Below are 18,588 nucleotides of genomic sequence, written 5' to 3' on the forward strand. Positions count from 1 at the left end.
CAATTTCCGAATTTCAGTAACCGTTGTGCAAAAATTGAAGCTTCCCCTCTTACAGTTAGGAGCGACATGTGGACTGGGACGACGTCAGAGTGTTTCTCGCCGTGGCGCGGACGGGCCAGATCCTCGCCGCTTCCAAAAGACTCGGCATCAACCACGCGACGCTCAGCCGGCGCGTGACGGCGCTCGAGGAAACGCTGAAGACGCGGCTCCTCGTGCGGCGCCCGAACGGCTGCGAACTCACGGCCGAGGGCGAGGTCTTCCTGGCGGCGGCCGAGCGCATGGAGACCGAAATGCTCGCGGCGCAATCGCAGATCGGCCGCATCGATACGGCGATCGCCGGCACTGTGCGCATCGGCGCGCCGGACGGCTTCGGCGTCTCTTTCCTGGCACCGCGCCTGGGGCGGCTGACGGCGCGCTATCCCGAGCTCAAGCTGCAGCTCGTGCCGGTGCCGCGCTCCTTCTCGCTGTCGCAACGCGAGGCCGACATCGCGATCACCATAGAGCGTCCGGAACAGGGGCGTCTGGTTTCGTCCAAGCTTACCGATTATACACTGGGGCTCTATGCATCGGCGGATTATCTTGCCGGTCACGGCGCACCGAAAACGGTCGACGAACTCAAAAACCATCCCAGGATCGGCTATGTCGAGGATCTGATCTTCACCCCCTCGCTGAATTTCTCCGCCGAGATCATGCGCAGCTGGGACGCTTCCTTCGAAATCTCGAGCGCCACCGGCCAGACCGAGGCGGTCCGCTCCAGCGCCGGCATCGGCATCCTGCACAACTACATCGCGCGGCAATATCCGGAACTCGTTCGCCTCCTCCCCGACACGGCGATCCACCGCGCCTACTGGACGACCTATCACGAGAGCGCGCGTGAGTTGGTGCGCGTGCGCACCGTCGTCTCGTTCCTACAGGAACTGGTGGCGGCGGAGCATCAGATCTTCGTGTGAAAAAATGGGATCACGATGATCTTAGGTCGGCCAGCCGAAATCATGAGGCGTGTGCAAGGTTAGGAGCGCCTCCGGGCGGAAAACCGCGCACACTTTTCCGCATCCCGCGCCAGCCATCCTTAACGCCGCCAATTCCCCGTCAGGGCGCACCGGGCAAAATTATCCGGTGGAAATCAATGGCGAACAGTTGAAACGGTGGCTGCCAGGCCGCCAACTCCCGCCATGTTCACAGCGATCAACGATGCATCAGGCCCAAGTCCCTTTCCGCCCCTCGCCGGGATACTGGACCTTGCGCGCGCTCAGCGCCTATCCATAACCGAGTTGTTCCAGCTTGCGGAAGCGCGCAGCGCAGCAGGGAAGAGGATCGAAGCGGTCGAGATTTACAAAGTCTGGATTGCCTTCAACGAAGCTCATCCATTCCTGCATCTCGTCTATTTCAACTACTCGGTCACGCTCCGCCAGCTAGGCGACATAGCGGATTCGATCCACGCGCTGCGCGCCTGCCTGAAGCTCGAGCCACGCTTCGCACAGGCCCATATCAACCTTGGTCGCGCCTTCGAAGATAGCGGGCTTGCCACGCAAGCCGTTCAGCAATGGCGCAGTTTCGTCGAGTTGACCGCGGAGAGCACGGCCGACCGGATGGCGCATCGCCTGATGGCGCTTCAGCACATCGGCCGGGTCATGGAAAATGCAGGCCTGCTCGAGGACGCGGAGGCTGCCTTGTGGGAGGCAATCGAATTGCGGCCCGACAAGACCGAGGCGGGGCAACATTGGAGCGCGCTCAGGCAACGCCAGTGCAAATGGCCGCTCCTGGTCCCTTCGGAGCATGTCTCGATGCGGCAACTCCTCGATGCAATGTCGCCGCTGGCGCTTGCCTGCTATTCCGACGATCCGCTGTTCCAGCTCGCCAAGGCCTATCGGTACAACAAGTCCTTTGTCGGGCGCCCCGATACGAGCGGCATTGCGCGCAAGGCACCGAAACGGAAGACGGGAACCGGCGAGCGCCTCCGCGTCGGCTATGTTTCCTCGGATCTGCGCGACCATGCCGTCGGTTTCGCGCTCCGGGAAGTGTTGGAACTGCACGACAAGAAGAGCGTCGAGATCTACGCCTATTATTGCGGCGAGCCGGTTGCGAACGACGCGACGCAGACGAGGATCAAGAATGCCGTCGACCGCTGGCGCGACATCGCGACACTCGACGATGCGGAAGCGGCAAGGCAGATCGCCGGCGACGGCATCGACATTCTGATCGATGTCAACGGCTACACGAAGCATGCGAGAACGAAGATCTTCGCCTATCGGCCGGCGCCAGTCATCGTCAATTTCTGTGGCTACCCGGGCTCCATGGGCAGCCCGTTCCACCAATACATGATCACGGACGAGCGCATCGTCCCGCCTGAAAACGAGATCTATTATTCCGAAAAAGTGCTGCGAATCCCGTGCAGCCAGCCCATCGACCGCAAGAGGGTGGTCGCCGAGAAGCCCTCAAGGACGGAAGCGGGGCTACCCGAAGCCGTTTTCGTCTTTGCCTGCTTCAACGGCATGCAGAAGATCACCGAGGCAAGTTTCGGGCATTGGATGACGATCCTGAACGCCGCGCCCGGCAGCGTGCTCTGGCTGCTCACCGGAGGTGACGCCGTCGACCACCGCCTGCGCCAGGCTGCCGAAAAGGCCGGTGTGGCGCCCGACAGACTGATTTTCGCGCCCAAGGCACCGAACGACAAACATCTCGCGCGGATCGCTCTTGCCGATCTTTTCCTGGATACCTACCCCTACGGAGCCCACTCGACCGCGGCCGATGCGCTGACCATGGGACTGCCCGTCCTCACATTCCCCGGCAAGAGTTTCGCGGCACGATTCTGCCACAGCATCGTTGCCGCCACTGGCGTTCCAGAGCTGATTTGCAGCGGCCCCGGGGAATATATGGAGAAGGCTATCGCCTTTGCCAACGCGCCCGAGGAGCTCGCGACGATCCGAGAGTCGCTTCAGGCCAAGCGGGAATCGAGCGTCTTGCGCGACGTTCCGGCCCTAACCCGTGAGCTCGAGCAGCTGTTCTGGCAGATGCAGGCCGAATGCGAGCGCGGTGAAACACCGGTTCCGGACCTTCGCAATCTCGACCTCTATTACGAGGTGGGGGCCGAATGCGTGGACAACAACATCGTGTTCTCGGACGATCGAACCTACCGGCAGCGCTATCTGGAAAGGCTGGCGGCCTGGAACGATTACGCGCCGATCCCGCTCGACAACCGCCTGTGGACTGCAGCAGTAGCTTCAGCGACATGAACAAGATCAGGACCGGGAAAATCGCAGTGGTCGGCGCGGGTCTTTCGGGTGCGGTGATCGGACGCGAACTCGCGGACGCGGGGCACAAGATCGAAGTCTTCGACACCCGCAACCATGTTGCAGGGAACTGCCACACCGAGCGCGACAGGGAAACCGGTGTGATGGTCCATGTCTACGGGCCGCATATCTTCCACACGGATGACCGGGAAATCTGGGATTACGTGAATCGCTTCGAGCGGTTCATGCCCTACAAGAACCGCGTGAAGACGACGAGTAATGGGCAAGTCTATTCCCTGCCCATCAACCTGCACACGATCAATCAGTTTTTCGGCAAGGCGTTACGGCCCGACGAGGCGCGTGCCTTTATCGAAGATCTGTCCGACAAGGCGATCGAAGATCCGAGGACCTTCGAAGAACAGGCGCTGCGCTTCATCGGCAGAGAGCTCTACGAAGCGTTCTTCAGAGGATACACGCAGAAGCAATGGGGCTGCAACCCGACGGAGCTACCAGCATCCATCCTGAAGCGGCTTCCGGTGCGGTTCAACTACGACGACAACTACTTCTTTCACCAATACCAGGGCATGCCGGAAAACGGCTATACCGAGATGGTCCGGCGAATTCTCGACCACGCGAACATAACGGTCCATCTCCAAACGCGCTTCCACCGCAGCTGGAACGGTGACTTCACGCATACATTCTACTCCGGTCCGCTCGACGGCTATTTCGACTTCGAAAACGGCCGTTTGGGATATCGTACGCTGGATTTCGAACGCTTCACCTATGAGGGGGACTATCAGGGTTGCGCCGTGATGAACTACGGGGATGCTTCTGTTCCCTTTACCCGCGTGACCGAGCACAAGCATTTCTCACCGTGGGAGGAGCATACCGGGTCCGTCTGCTATCGCGAGTATTCCCGCGCCTGCGGCCCGGACGACATTCCCTATTATCCGATCCGCCTGGTCGAGGATAAGGCACAGCTCGCGCAATACGCCGCCCGAGCCGCACAGGAGACGTCCGTCACCTTTGTCGGGCGGCTCGGAACATACCGCTATCTCGACATGGACATGACGATACGCGAGGCACTGGACACAGCCCGGCTGTATCTCTTCGGGACCGCCGGCACCGCGTCCATTCCCGCGTCCGCCGATCTGCAGCGCCGGGCGCCAAGCTTCGCCTAGCATGTGTCCCTAAATCGACCTCGATTTAAGGACACAGACATGCGGCAATTCAAAGTGCTACAGCGACCTTTGCGCGTCCGATAAGACGCGCGGCGCTGTAGTGCATGTCTCCTTAAATCGACCTCGATCTAAGGACAAAGGCATGCGGCAATTCAAAGTGCTACAGCGACCTTTGCGCGTCCGATAAGACGCGCGGCGCTGTAGTGCATGTCTCCTCAAGTCGACTTAGCTAAAGGCCAGATAAGCTTCAATGACGGCAGCGATCTGATCCGAATTCAGCGACCCCATCTGCGACTCCATCAAAGCATTGAGCTGGGCGCTGGTCAGGTTTGAAATGTCTTCCGTTGAAAGCCCCGCCACACCGGTCGAACTGAAGGACCCGACATCTTCCGTCGAGAAGGTGGCCAGATCCTCCGTGGTCAACGCGGCAACCTGTGCCGACGTCAGGGCGCTGACCTGTCCCGAAGTCAAGGCCTCGGCCTGCGCCGTCGTCAGGGCAGCGATGACTGCGGTGTTCAATCCGGATACGGCGCCAGTGCTCAAGGCGACGATATCATCCGTGGAAAACTGGGCGATATCGTCCGCACCAAGTGCTGCGGCCTGTATGGCATTAAAGGCGGCGATCTGCGATGTTGACAGCGCCGCAACCTGGCCGGTGCTCATCGCCGCAACCTGGTTGTAGCTCAGCGAAGCGATCTGACTCGTCGTCAAGGCGGCGATCTGGTCGGTGGCGAGCGCCGCGACGAAACTCGTGATTAGTCCCTTTATCGCCGACGCGCCGATTGCCGCGAGTTCCGCCGTCGAGAACGTTGCCAAGTCGTCCGTCGAAAGGCCCGCGAGCCCAGCCGTACTCAAGGCGGCAATCTGGACGGTGGAAAGCGCATCGATCTGCTCAGCGCTCAGCGCCGCGACCTGGGTGCTGCTCAGCCCGGCAATGGCGGCCGTGCCCAAAGCCGCAATCTCCGAGGTGGAGAGCGTGGCGATGAAGTCGGTAGACAATCCCGAAATGGCCTTCGAACTGATCGCCGCCAGTTCCTCGGCCGAGAAGGTGGCGAGATCGTCTGCGGAGAGCCCGGCAAGTCCATCCGCGGTCAACGCGCCGATCTGACTGATGGAAAGTGCATCGATCTGCTCGGCGCTGAGCGCTGCCACCTGAGCGCCGGCCAGACCCGCAATACCGGCCGTGCTCAAGGCCGCAATCTGGCTCGTCGAGAGGGCCGCCATGTCATCGGTCCCGAGGACCGCCACCTGATTGGAGCCGAGAGCGGCGATCTGGGTCGTGGTCAGTGCCCCCACCTGATCGGTGCTCAAGGCCGCGATCTGCGCGGTGGAAAGGCCAGAAACGCCGGCCGTACCCAAGGCGGCGATCTGGCTCGTCGCGAGGGCCGCGATCGTGCTTGTCGATAGACCCGTTATGGCGCTTGCGCTGATCGCCGCTATATCAGCCGTCGAGAACGTCTCGAGGTCGTCTGTCCCGAGCGCGGCGATCTGTTGCGAACTCAGCGCTGCCACCTGACGAGGGGCCAAGGCCTCGACCTGGTCGATGCTCAACGCCGCGATCTGACCGGTGGAAAGACCTGCGATGCCGGCCGTGCCGAAGGCGGCTATCTGCTCGGTCGACAAGGCGGCAATCGTGCTCGTCGACAGGCCCGATATGGCGCTCGAACTGATGGCCGCGATTTCGGCGGTCGAGAACACGTTCAGGTCGTCCAGACCCAGTGCGGCAATCTGCATAGCGGTAAGCGACGCCACCTGGAGAGAGGTCAAGGCCTCAACCTGGTCGATGCTGAGGGCAGCGATCTGGTCGGTGGAAAGCCCGGCAATTGCTGCCGTTCCGATGGCCGCGATCTGGCTTGTCGAAAGGGCTGCCAGGTCGGCCGGGCCGAGGGCCGTAATCTGCTTCGAGCCGAGTGCGCCGAGCTGGACCGCGGTCAGGGCCTCGACCTGCCCGGTGGTCAAGGCGGCGATCTGGCCGGTGGAAAGACCCGCGATTCCGGCCGCGCTCAAGGCGGCGATCTGCTCGGTCGATAACGCGGCCATCGTATTCGTAGCCAGACCCGATATGGCGCTGGAACCGATCGCCGCGATGTCGGCGGTCGAGAAGGCCTCCAGATCGTCCGTGCCTAAAGCCGCAATCTGGGCCGAACTCAACATTGCCACCTGCACGGAGGTCAGAGCCTCGATCTGATCGGCGCCCAGGGCAGCGATCTGGTCGGTGGAAAGACCCTTGATGCCGGTTGCGCCCAGGGCGGCAATCTGGCTCGGAGAAAGGGCTGCTATGCCGCCGGTGCCCAGCGCCGCAACCTGCTTGGAGCCAAGGGCGCTGGCCTGCCTCGTCGAGAGCGCCTCGATCTGGTTCGTGGTCAATGCAGCGAGCTGGCCGGCCGATAGGCCCGCAATGCCGGCCGTGCTCAGAGCGGCGATCGTTTCGGTCGAAAGCGCTGCGATCGTGTCGGTGGACAGGCCCGCAACCGCACTCGAACCGAGTGCCCCGATCTCGGCGGCCGAGAACGCCGCCAGATCGTCCGGGCCGAGGGCTGCGACCTGGGTGGAGGTCAGAGCACCCACTTGAAGCGTGTTCAAGGCCTCGATCTGGTCGCCGCTCAAGGCAAAGATCTGTCCCGTGCTCAATCCGGCGATGCCCGCTGTACTCAAGGCAGCGATCTGGGCGGTCGAGAGAGCCGCCACGCCATCAGTGCCAAGTGCCGTGACCTGCTTTGAACCCAAAGCGGCGACCTGGTTCGTCATCAAAGCCTGGAGCTGCGCACTGGTCAGCGCAGCGGTCTGGCTGCTGGAGAGGCCGGCAATGGCCGCCGTGCTCAGGCCTGCGATCTGATCCGTCGAGAGGGCGGCGATCTTATCGCTGGACAGTCCGGCCACGGCACTCGAAGTGATTGCCGCGATATCGGCGGTCGAGAAGGTCGCCAAGTCGTCCGTGCTCAAGACGGCCATTTGCTGGGAACTGAGGGCACCGATCTGAGCGGCTGTCAGGGCCTCTATCTGGACATTGCTCATCGCGGCAATATGCGTGGTCGTCAGTCCCGCTATGGCCGCCGTGCTCAGGGCGGCGATCTGATCGGTCGTGAGAGCCGCTATATAGTCGGTGCCAAGGGACGAGACGGAACCGAGAGCGCTGATCTGGGTGGTGGTCAAGGCAGCCAGCTGATCGGTGCTCAAGGCAGCGATCTGCTTAGCCGTCAGCCCCGCAATGGCCGCGGTGCCCAAAGCGACGACCTGATCGGTCGAAAGCGCCGCGACCACGGCGGTCGACAGGCCGGATATCGCAGCCGCGCCGATCGCCGCGATATCGTTGGTGGAGAAGGTGGCTACGTCATCGGTACCGAAGGCCGCGAGCTGCGCGGCACTGAGCGTGCCGACCTGGGCGCTGGTCAAGGCCTCGGCCTGGCGGGTGCTCAGGGCAGCGATCTGCCTGGTCGAAAGGCCCGCGATGGCGACCGCGCCCAGCGCGTCGATCTGGTCCGTCGAGAGGGCAGCCACGACCGCCGTGGTCAAACCCGCTATGGCGCCCGATCCGATGGCCGCAATGTCCTTGAGCGAGAAGGTCGCGATGTCGTCCGCCTCAAGGACCGCGAGTTGCGCAGAACTGAGCGCGGCGACCTGAGTCGGGGTCAGGGCCTCCACCTGATCGCTGCTCAGGGCAACCATCTGACCGGTGGAGAGTCCCGCAAGGCCAGCCGTGCTCAGAGCGGTAATCTGTGCCGCCGAGAGAGCCGCTAGACCGCCAGTGCCCAACGCACTCACTTGCGCCGAAGTGAAGGCAGCAAGCTGCAGGAGACCGAGGACTGCAATCTGATCGGTCGTCAAGGCGGCAATCTGGGCGGTCGAAAGACCTGCAAGGCCGGCCGTGCTCAGGGCGGCTATCTGGTCGGTGGAGAGCGCTGCCAAGGCGGCTGTCGTCAGGCCTGACATGGCGCTCGAACCGATTGCCGCAATGTCCTTGGTGGAAAAAGTAGCTATGTTGTCCGCTCCCAGCAGCGCCAGCTGCGCGGAGCTCAAACCGCCGACCTGCACGGTGGTGAGGGCCCGGGCCTGCTCCGTACTCAGGGCAGCGATCTGTTTGGTGGAGAGACCCGCGATGCCTGACGTACTCAGGGCGGCAATCTGACCGGCCGTAAGGGACGCTATATCGTCGGTGGCAAGCGCCGAGACCTGCACCGAAGTCAGCGCCGCCACCTGTCCAGTCGTGAGAGCCTTGATCTGGCCGGTGCTCACCGCCTCGAGCTGCTTGGTGGAGAGCCCGGCAATGGCAGCCGTGCTCAGGGCAGCGATCTGGTCGGTCGAGAGCGCCGCTATAGCAGATGTCGTCAGGCCCGAAACGGCACTTGAACCGATCGCAGCAATGTCCTTCGTCGAGAAGGTTGCTATGTCGTCCGCACCGATGACCCCGAGCTGCGTGGAAGTGAGCGCAGCGACCTGGACCGTGGTCAAAGCCTCCGTCTGCGCGGTGCTGAGCGCAACGAGCTGACTGGTGGAAAGTCCGGCTATCCCGGCCGTGCTCAATGCAGCGATCTGGCCGGTCGAAAGCGACGCCAGGACGGTCGTAGTCAGGCCGGAAATGGCGCTTGAGCCGATGGCTCCTATGTCCTTGATCGAGAATGTTGCCAGGTCGTCCGTTTCCAGCACCGCGAGCTGTGCAGCGCTGAGCGCGGCGACCTGAGTTGGGGTGAGGGCCTCGATCTGAACGGTGCTCAGAGCGATGATCTGCTTGGTGGAGAGGCCGGCAATGCCAGCCGGTTTAAGAGCGGCGATCTGGTCGTTCGACAGGACCGATATGTTGCTCGTGCCGAGCGCCGCAACCTGTGTCGAACTCAGCACCGCGAACTGCCTGGTGCTCAGAGCGGCAAGCTGTTCGGTGGCGAGTGCGGCGATCTGACCGGTGCCGAGCCCACTGATGCCAGCTGCACTCAGGGCGGCGATCTGTTCGGAGGACAAGACCGCTATACTGTCCGTTCCAAGCGCTGCAACCTGCGTGGGACTAAGCACCGAAATCTGGTCGGTCCCCAAGGCGGCAATCTGAGCGGTACTCATCGCCTCGATCTGATTGGCGCTCAGGCCCCTGATGGCGGCCGTGCTCAGAGCCGCGATCTTTTCGGCGGAAAGCGCCGCTATGGTTTCGGTGGAAAGGCCCGATATGGCACTGGAACCGATCGCCGCGATCTCCGCGGTCGAGAAAGTTGTCACATCGTCGGCGTCCAGCGCTGCAAGCTGTGCGGAGCTCAGAACACCGACCTGCACAGAGGAAAAGGCCTCAACCTGGGCGGTGGACAAGGCCTCGATCTGATCCGTGCTCAGACCGGGGATACCCTTCGTGCTGAGGGCGGCAATCTGTCCCGTGGTAAGGGCAGCGACAGTATCGGTGGAAAGGCCCGATATGGCACTGGAACCGATCGCCGCGATATCCGCGGTCGAGAAGGTTGCTATGTCCTGCGCGTCGAACGCCGCGAGCTGTATCGAGCTGAAGGCGCCGACCTGCGTGGAAGACAGCGCTTCGACCTGAAGGGTGGACAAGGCCACGACTTGATCCGTGGTCAGGCCGGCGACACCCTTGGCACTCAGGGCGGCAACCTGGTCCGTGGATAGAGCGGCGACATTGTCCGTGCTCAAGGCGGCGACCTGAGTCGAACTCAAGGTCCTGATTTGCGCCGTGGACAGTGCAGCAGACTGAAGGGTGGAGAGGATACCGATCTGCGTTGGCGTGAGGCTGGCGACCGCGCTCGTGCTCATGGCGGCGACCTGACCGGTCGAAAGCGCCGCCACCGTGCCCGTGGTGAGGCCGGCTACCGCTTTATCGCTGATTGCCGCGATATCAGCGGTCGAGAATGTTCCGATATCGTCTGTCCCAAGCGCGGAAAGCTGTTTAGAACTAAGCGCCCTTACCTGCGACGCTGCGAGCGCTTCGGTCTGGCTGGTAGACAGGGCGGAAATCTGCGCCGTCGTCAGGCCCGCAATACCCTTCGTGGAGAGGGCGGCAATCTGGTCCGTGGTCAGGACCGCGACATTTCCCGTGCTCAAGGCCGCCACTTGCGTCGCACTCAAGGTCCTCACGTCTAACGCCGCCGTCTGGGCGGTCGACAAGGCGCCGATCTGTGCGGCAGTCAGGCTCGCGATTGCACTGGTGGTCAATGCGGCAATCTGATTGGTGGAAAGGACCGCAATAGCCTCAGTAGACAGGCCGGCGACGGCCTTGCTGGTGATCGCTGCGATATCGGCGGTGGAGAATACCGCTATGTCGTCGGTCCCGAGCGCCGCAAGCTGCCTCGAACTCAGCACCTTCACCTGTGCAACAGAGAGTGCCTCGGCTTGGAGCGGCGACAGAGCGGCGATCTGCGCCGTCGTCAGGCCAGAGACGGCCATTGTGTTCAGGGCAGCAACCTGATCCGTGGTGAGCGCCGCGATCGCCGCCGTGGAGAGGCCAGCTACGGCTCTGTCGGTGATCGCCGCTATGTCGAGGGTCGAAAACGTCGCGATCTCGTCCGTTCCGAATGCCGCAAGCTGCCGTGAGCTCAGCGCCTTTATCTGCAGGGCGGTCAGCGCTTCTGCCTGGGCGGTCGAAAGCGCATCGATCTGCACGGTCGTCAAACCCGTGACGCTCGTCGTGCTCAGGGCCGCGATCTGATCAGTCGACAAGACAGCGATATTGCCCGCGCCCAGGGCGGCGACCTGCACCGAACTCAACGTTCTGACCTGTCCGATCGACAGTGCCGCAGCTTGTCCGGTGGAGAGAACGCCGATCTGTTTGACCGTCAGGCTCGCGACCGCACTGGTGCTGAGGGCGGCAAGCTGAAGAGTGGAAAACGATGCGAGGGCTTCCGTGGACAGACCCCCTATGGCTTTGTTGCTGATCGCCGCAACGTCGCCGGTGGAGAATGCCGCGACGTCGTCCGTACCGAGCACCGCGAGCTGCCTCGAGCTCAACGCGCTGATCTGAAAGGAAGACAGTGCCTCGACCTGGGCGGTCGACAAGACCGCAATCTGTGCGGTCGTAAGCCCCGCGACCGCACTGGTGCTCAAGGCGGCGATCTGCTCGGTGGCAAGCGTTGCGATGACGCTCGTGGCAAGACCGGATACAGCCTTCCCGCCGATCGCCGCGATGTCGGCAGTCGAGAATGTTGCCAGGTTCTCGGGGCCGAGGGCCGAGAGTTGCAATGCGCTGAGGGCGCCTACCTGGGACGACTGCAGGGCCTCCGCCTGGACAGTCGTGAAGCTGCTGATCTGTACAGCGGTAAGCCCAGCGATCTGACCCGTGCCCAGGCTTTCAACGTCGAATTTGTCGAGGACTGCCAATTGATCGAGCGTCAGACCGACTATGGCGCTGCGTGAGATGGCGCCGAGCTGCTGACTGCTGAGGGTATCGACATCCTCCGTATCAAGCGCCGCGATCTGCGCCGAAGAAAGTACGCTGATCTGCTTCGTCGTGAGCGACGCCACATCTTCCGTCGTCCAGGCAGCAACGGCCGCAGTCGAGAGCGCTCGGATCTGGCTGGTGCTCAGGGAAGAAATGGTCGAGGTCATGCGTGAAAACCTTTGAGGTTTAATCGAGTTTTATGCAGGCCATCGCACGATCAGCCACGGTCGGCCGCTGACGAGTTCCCGCCGGCCCGGCGACCGATGGCGGGCCTCTTTCCTGGCGACCACTGAAATCTCCACGCGGTACGGGCCATTCGCCTATACGCGAATTGGCTTGCCCGGGCCTGAAGCCGGTTCCGGAAACTGGAAAATAATCTGAACCGCCAAAACACGAGAGAGGACTCTCGCGCTGTCAGTTGGCGCAGTAATAATGCTTACTGTTGAGGAGAAATGGTACGGTTGGGTGGTCTCGAACCACCGACCTCAGGTGCCACAAACCTGCGCTCTAACCAACTGAGCTACAACCGCACTCGGGGAGCGACCCTGAATTGCTTGGGTCGTCGCTTGGCGGCTCACATACGGTCACTCACACCGATTTGCAAGCCTTAAGTTCAGATTATCCAGCAAAAAGACCGGATGGCAAGCCACCCGGTCTTCGCAAATGACGTCGCTGGAAAAGCTCGACCGATCAGGCGCGCTTGAAGTTGGACATCGCCTTTTCGGCTGCGTCCTTGCCGGGTTTCACAACGTTTTCGGCGATCTTGCGGGTTGCTTCCTGCATCGTCTTAGCCTGCTCGACGGTGAGTTCGGCCTGCTTGCGGATGTAGGACGTCTGCAGCTCAACGAGCTCGGAAACCGACTTCACGCCGAGCAGCTTCTCCATGTGCGAGAGCGAGTTTTCGGCATGGGTGCGCAGGGCGTCGATGGCCTTGAGGCCGAGCTCTACGGAGCCCGACTGGGCATTCTCAAAGGTCGCCTCGACGGTCTTCGTCGCTTCTTCGGCAGCGACCTTCATCTTGGCATAAGCCTCTTTCGACTGTGCTGCACCCTTCTCGGCGAAATCGCGGAAGGTATCGGCGAACTTGGACGGGTCAAAGGAAAGGGAAAAGGCGTCTTCCGTCTTTCTGGTAGCCATGGCATGCGCTCCTTGGTGTGGCCCTCTTGAGAGGCGCCTTGGTGAGTGGTGCCGATCTTATAGTCGATTTTTTTGTGCATTGCAACATCTTTGTGCAGTGCACAATCGGCGCCGTTAACCCTCTAATGGGAAAGAGATCGCCGGAGGGGCGCCGTTGCTGGACCCCCGCCGAACGGCCGGGTATTAATAGAGTGTTAACGCGCAAGCGACCCGTGAATAGGCCTGCCCATGCCCGCGAGACATTACCCCTTCATCGACATTGCCGTGCATCAACGGGTGCGGGAGCATTTTGCCCGGGGCGATGCGTGCGTCCTGTTTTCAAAGGACCTCGCACGGGTGCTCTGGGCCAATGACCAGGGCGCGAAGCTGTTCGACATGGCCTCGGTCTACGACTTCATCGACGCCGCGCTCGATATGAACGACCTCTCGCTACGCCAATTGCGCGCGGCCGCGGCGCAGCTTGCCACCATCGGCGATCGCCGCCAGCTCCTGATCCGGATCTCGGCAGGCTTCCGCCGACTGCCGCTCAACGCAACAGTAGAGCTGATCCGCATCCAGGCAGGCGAGGACGCCGTTCTCTTTACCGCGCCGCATAACGGCAAAACGCTTTCGACCAAGGACCGCGCCGCTGCCATGATCGCCGGTCTCGACGGGCCGGACACGCACATGGCCGTGCTCGACGACGAGGGCGAGGTCATTGCGCAATCGATCGGCTTCGAGCGTCTGGGGCTATCGGCGCCGGTTCGCCGGACACTCGTCTCGGCGGTCGCGCGTGACAAGGACCGTCTGATCAAGCGTCCCGTAGCGACAGAAAAGGGGCAATTGCCGGCCGCCATCGGCAGGATTTCGGATTACCCGGCGCTCCATCTCTTGTTCGCCGTGGAAGCTGCGCTGGAAGGCACAGACGTCGAGCACGAGGCTCAAGGCCAGAACGACTCGATCGAAGTGGAAATCTTACCGCCGGTAACGTCGGATGAAGCATCGCCGCCCGGGGCGGAAGAGCCCAGGGAAGCAGCGGAAGAGGACGTTTCCGGAACATCCTCGACTGGGGAGGCGACGGAAGAGGCCGGCGAACCCATCGGCGAAGGCGAAGCAGTTAAGACGCAGGAGGAACTGGATTTCGAGCCTGCTGGAGGTGTCGAGCAAGAGAAGACCGGAGAACAGGTCCTGCCGCTGGACCCTCTGAAGGCCACGAGGGGTGATCGTGAAAGAGAGGCCCTCCCTCCCGATTTCGTCTTCAACCCGGCCGGGAGGGCGGTCCGCTTCGTGTGGAAGATCGATGCGGAGGGGCGATTCAGCGAAATTTCGGAAGAGTTTGCCTCCGCTGTTGGTCCGAATGCGGCCGACGTGATAGGTGTGACTTTCGAAGAGCTTGCCGCCCGCTACGATCTCGATCCGGACAACAAGATCAACGAACTGCTGCATCGCCGCGACACCTGGTCCGGCAAGACGATCCTCTGGCCAGTCGAAGGCACGGCACTCAAGGTTCCGGTCGATCTCGCAGCCCTCCCTACCTATTCCAGGACGCGGGAATTCGACGGCTTCCGTGGCTTCGGTATCGTCCGTGTCGCCGATGCGGTACCGGACGAGAAAGCGAGCGGCCGATCCCTCGGGCGCACGAGCGATGAGCGGACGGAACCGCAGGGCCGGGGAGAAGCAGCAGAGCAAATCACGGACGCGCCGGAGTTGGGCGAGCCCCAATCCGATGCTGCGAGTGCCGAGGGTGCTCGCGTCGTCCCTGCGCCGGGCTCCGGCCCTGAAGACAAGAGGGCGGAGAGAGTTGCCGCTGCGGACGACCCCTTCAGCGGCGAGCGACCCGCCCTGCACATCGTAGATACGCCCGAGCGGCCGTCATCGGACAAGATCATCGACCTTGACGAGCGCCGTCCGGCGGGAGGCGCGGCTCTGACACGCGGCGAGCAGGCGGCCTTTCGCGAAATCGCGCGGCAGCTCGCTGCGCGTTTCGATGCGCCAGGGGATATTGCAAGCGAGGACAAGGTCCAATCGGCGACGGAAGGGCGTCTCGCCCAAGAGGAGACGTCCGTTCCTGCAGCGACCGAGAGAACGGGCTCGCGGTCCGAGACGGCTGCAGAGGACCGCCCGCCTCCCGCGGCCGGCGCCGTCGCCGGCCCTGCCGAGCGTATCGGCGTTGTGTTGAGCAGCGAAATCCTCGATGGCCTGCCGGTCGCGCTGCTCATCCACTGTGGTGACGAACTGCTGCACGCCAATCCGGCATTCCTGCGGCTCTCCGGATATCACGATCTTCAATCCTTCGGGCGCGAGGGCGGCCTTGCGGCACTCTTCGCACATAGCGGAGAACATGCACCCGAGGCGGACGGCACAATGACTCTCGTCCGCGCAAGCGGCGAACTCGTGCAGGTGAGCGCCTATTTGCATTCGATCCGCTGGGAGGGCCGAAGCGCACTCATGCTCGCATTGAGCCCCTCGCCCATGCCGGGCGATGCAGCGAAAGAGGGCGAAGCCGCCGTCACGGTGGAAGCGCGCCTGCGGATGGAGATCGAGGAGCTCCGCTCGATTCTCGAAACCGCCACCGATGGCGTAGTCGTGCTCGGCCAGGATGGCGATATCCGCACCATGAACCGCTCGGCAAGCGCCCTCTTCAACTATGATGAGGATGAAATGCGCGGCAAACCCTTTGCCGCCCTCTTCGCCCATGAGAGCCAGAAGGCGGTGATCGACTATCTGCAGGGTCTTTCCGGCCATGGCGTCGCGAGCGTGCTGAACGACGGCCGCGAAGTGATCGGCCGCGAGGCGGGCGGCGGCTTCATCCCGCTGTTCATGACGATTGGCCGACTCGCCTCCTCGAACGGCTATTGCGCGGTCATCCGCGACATCACCCAATGGAAACGCACCGAGGAGGAATTGCGCAATGCCAAGCGGGCGGCCGAAACCGCGAACGCACACAAGACTGAGTTCCTGGCAAGGGTCAGCCATGAGATCCGTACACCGCTCAACGCTATCATCGGCTTTTCAGACATGATGGCGAGCGAGCATTTCGGACCGGTCGGCCATCCGCGCTACATCGAATATGCCGGCGACATCGGCCGCTCCGGGCGGCATGTGCTCGACATCGTCAACGACCTGCTCGACATTTCGAAGATTGAAGCGGGCGAAATGGAGCTCGAATTCAGCGCCGTAGACCTCAACGAGGCGATCTCCGAAGCGGTTTCCCTGGTCCAGCCCCAGGCCAACAGCCAGCGCGTGATCATCCGCACGTCACTCTCGGCCTCCGTGCCCGAGGTCGTGGCCGACGGCCGGTCGATCAAACAGATTGCGCTGAACATTCTCGCCAATGCCATACGCTTCACACCGTCGGGTGGCCAGATCGTCGTATCGACCGCATACGAGGCCAATGGCAGCGTCATCCTGCGGATACGCGACACCGGGATCGGCATGAGCCGCAACGAGCTGGACCAGGCGATGAAGCCGTTCAGGCAGGTGACGACCGGCGGGCGCAAGCGCGGCGACGGCACCGGACTTGGACTGCCGCTTACGAAGGCCATGGCCGAGGCCAATCGCGCCCAATTCTCGATCAACTCGGCGCCGAACGAGGGTACCCTCGTTGAGATTGCCTTCCCATCACAACGCGTCTTGGCGAACTGAGCCCCGATGCTGTAAGGAAATGTTGACCTGCAGGAGCCAGTTTGTTGGCTGCTGCCGGCGCGTTGCCTTGGAATCGATCGTTGCAGTTCACCGCCAAAAGCTTCAGACGGCGCTATGCCAGTTCCGGTACGGGCCTGTCGCACCGGACGCTTGCGACCGTGGCAGGTCTTGCCTCCAGTATCGTGCTGATGCCGATCCTGGCAATTGCGTGGCTAGCCGTCTCCGGCGGGCACGCGGATTGGCCGCATCTGATCGAACACGTCATCCCGCGCGCGACCGGGCGGACGCTGCTGCTCGTTTCGATGACCGGCGCCGCAACGGCTGTTATCGGTGTCGTCACGGCGTGGCTGGTGGCGACATGCGAGTTTCCGCTGCGCCGCTTCCTGTCCGCCGCGCTCGTTCTGCCGCTTGCGATCCCCACCTATCTCGCGGCCTACGCCTTCGGTGAGTTCTTGACCTATACGGGTCCGGTGCAGGAGCTGGTCCGGGCGCTATTCGGTTTCCGAACGAGCCGGGATTACTGGTTCCCGGACGTGCGTTCCCTTGGCGGCGCTGTGCTTGTGATGAGCTCGGTGCTCTACCCCTACATCTATCTCGCCTGCCGCTCGATGTTCCTGATGCAGGGGCGTGCGGCGGCGGATGTGGCGCGCACCCTCGGCGCGGGGCCGGTCAGGGTATTCCTGCGCATCCAGATTCCGATGGCGCGGCCGGCGATCATGATCGGCCTTACGCTCGTCGCCATGGAGACGCTGAACGACATCGGCGCGGTCGAGTTTCTCGGTGTCCAGACCCTCACCTTCTCCATATTCGACACTTGGCTAAATCGCGGCAGCCTTGCGGGAGCTGCTCAGATCGCCTGTATCATGCTCGTCATCGTCGTGGGGCTGATGATGATCGAGCGCGTGGCGCGGCGCAGACAGCGCTTTTCCAGCCAGAAGACGACGGCCTCCGTCCATGACGTCGTGAGGCTTAAGCTCACCGGCTGGAAGAAGCTCGCGGCAACTGCGGCGTGCCTGCTCCCTGTGCTCTCGGGCTTCGCCATTCCCGTCCTCGTGCTCGGCAATTTCGCCCTGAAGCGCATCGACCAGTTTCTCGCCCCGCGCCTCATCGATGCGTTCATGCACAGCGTGCTCGTATCCGGCTCGACTGCAGTTACGGCAGTGTTTCTGGGCTTCGTTCTCGCCTATGCGGCACGAACCGGTCGCTCCCCGATCACGGACGTCGCCGGGCGACTGGCCTCGTTCGGCTATGGAGTGCCGGGTACGGTGCTTGCGATCGGCGTGCTTTTCCCGCTTGCTGCGATCGACAACGCCATAGACGCCGGATTGCGCGACATCTTTGGTGTTTCCACCGGCCTTCTCCTGAGCGGGACCAGCATTGCGATCGTCTACGCCTGCACCGTGCGCTTTCTCACCATGGCCGAGGGTACCCTCGATGCCGGCTTCCATAAGCTCTCGCCGCATCTCGACATGGCTGCCCGGGCACTCGGACGGACAAGTGCCCAGACCTTGCGCAGCGTGCTGCTACCGATGATGCGGCCGGCGGTTTTGACCGCCGCGCTGCTCGTGTTCATCGAGACGATGAAGGAACTCTCGGCGACGATCATGTTGCGCCCCTTCAACTTCAATACGCTCGCCACCCTCGTTTACGAGGATGCTTCGCGTGCACGGGTGGAGGACGCGTCCGTAGCGGCGATCATCATTGTCGTCGCCGGCATGATCCCGGTCATCCTGGTCTCACGTTCGCTCGATGATCGGTCGTAAAAAAGAGGCAGCCCGAGGCTGCCTCTGAGTCAATGCTAACCAACAAAATGCTCGAGAACCCGCGACTTCACGTCGTCCTCAGCTTCTGCTGCGGCACCGGCCGTGGATCGGTCGGCTCAAGTTAGCCCGACCATGCCCCTGGAAATGTAAACAAGTCCTTACCTGCCAATCCACCAATTTTAGAGGTTCCGCTGCAACTCGGCGCTGTTGGTTAATTCCGCAGGCCGAAACAGGTTAACGGGGCTACTGACCGCCTGCCGCACCGCAATCCATCATGTTTGTCCTCA

The 18,588-nt window shown here is 62.5% G+C and carries 7 protein-coding genes and 1 tRNA gene; 5 read left to right on the forward strand and 3 right to left on the reverse strand.

From position 1 onward, the window contains the following. The first annotated feature begins 68 nt into the window (after nt 1-68). The 3 genes from J2Z31_RS10165 to J2Z31_RS10175 all read left to right on the forward strand — a co-directional run bounded on the left by J2Z31_RS10165 (nt 69) and on the right by J2Z31_RS10175 (nt 4,411). Nucleotides 69-950: a LysR family transcriptional regulator gene (locus tag J2Z31_RS10165; protein ID WP_209601769.1), complete on the forward strand. Its 882-nt coding sequence runs from the start codon at nt 69-71 to the stop codon at nt 948-950. A gap of 222 nt (nt 951-1,172) precedes the next feature. Further along, nucleotides 1,173-3,233, forward strand: coding sequence for an O-linked N-acetylglucosamine transferase, SPINDLY family protein (locus tag J2Z31_RS10170; protein WP_209601770.1), 2,061 nt, complete (start codon nt 1,173-1,175; stop codon nt 3,231-3,233). After that, nucleotides 3,230-4,411: a UDP-galactopyranose/dTDP-fucopyranose mutase family protein gene (locus J2Z31_RS10175; RefSeq protein ID WP_234939353.1), complete on the forward strand. Its 1,182-nt coding sequence runs from the start codon at nt 3,230-3,232 to the stop codon at nt 4,409-4,411. Before J2Z31_RS10170 ends, J2Z31_RS10175 begins: the two co-directional genes overlap by 4 nt. 225 nt (nt 4,412-4,636) lie before the next feature. Here J2Z31_RS10175 and J2Z31_RS10180 read toward each other — a convergent pair whose 3' ends face one another. The 3 genes from J2Z31_RS10180 to J2Z31_RS10190 form a co-directional block, all read right to left on the reverse strand. Then, nucleotides 4,637-11,944, reverse strand: a complete 7,308-nt coding sequence (locus J2Z31_RS10180) for a beta strand repeat-containing protein (protein ID WP_209601771.1) — start codon at nt 11,942-11,944, stop codon at nt 4,637-4,639. A gap of 286 nt (nt 11,945-12,230) precedes the next feature. Then, nucleotides 12,231-12,307: transfer RNA gene (locus J2Z31_RS10185), tRNA-His, on the reverse strand. Nucleotides 12,308-12,467: 160 nt separating this feature from the next. Next, nucleotides 12,468-12,914 (reverse strand): phasin, encoded by a 447-nt coding sequence (locus tag J2Z31_RS10190; RefSeq protein ID WP_209601772.1) that lies wholly within the window; start codon nt 12,912-12,914, stop codon nt 12,468-12,470. Nucleotides 12,915-13,142: 228 nt separating this feature from the next. Here J2Z31_RS10190 and J2Z31_RS10195 point away from each other — a divergent pair, with 228 nt between their 5' ends. Together J2Z31_RS10195 and J2Z31_RS10200 are read left to right on the forward strand one after the other, a co-directional pair. After that, a complete protein-coding gene (locus tag J2Z31_RS10195; protein ID WP_209601773.1) occupies nt 13,143-16,538 on the forward strand; it encodes a PAS domain S-box protein in 3,396 nt (1,131 codons plus the stop codon). 80 nt (nt 16,539-16,618) lie between these two features. Beyond that, nucleotides 16,619-18,301 carry an ABC transporter permease gene (locus tag J2Z31_RS10200; protein ID WP_209601774.1) on the forward strand — a complete coding sequence of 561 codons (1,683 nt, stop codon included), beginning with the start codon at nt 16,619-16,621 and terminating at the stop codon, nt 18,299-18,301. Nucleotides 18,302-18,588 lie beyond the last annotated feature (287 nt).

Origin of the sequence: Sinorhizobium kostiense, assembly GCF_017874595.1 — a bacterium.
Lineage (GTDB): Bacteria > Pseudomonadota > Alphaproteobacteria > Rhizobiales > Rhizobiaceae > Sinorhizobium > Sinorhizobium kostiense.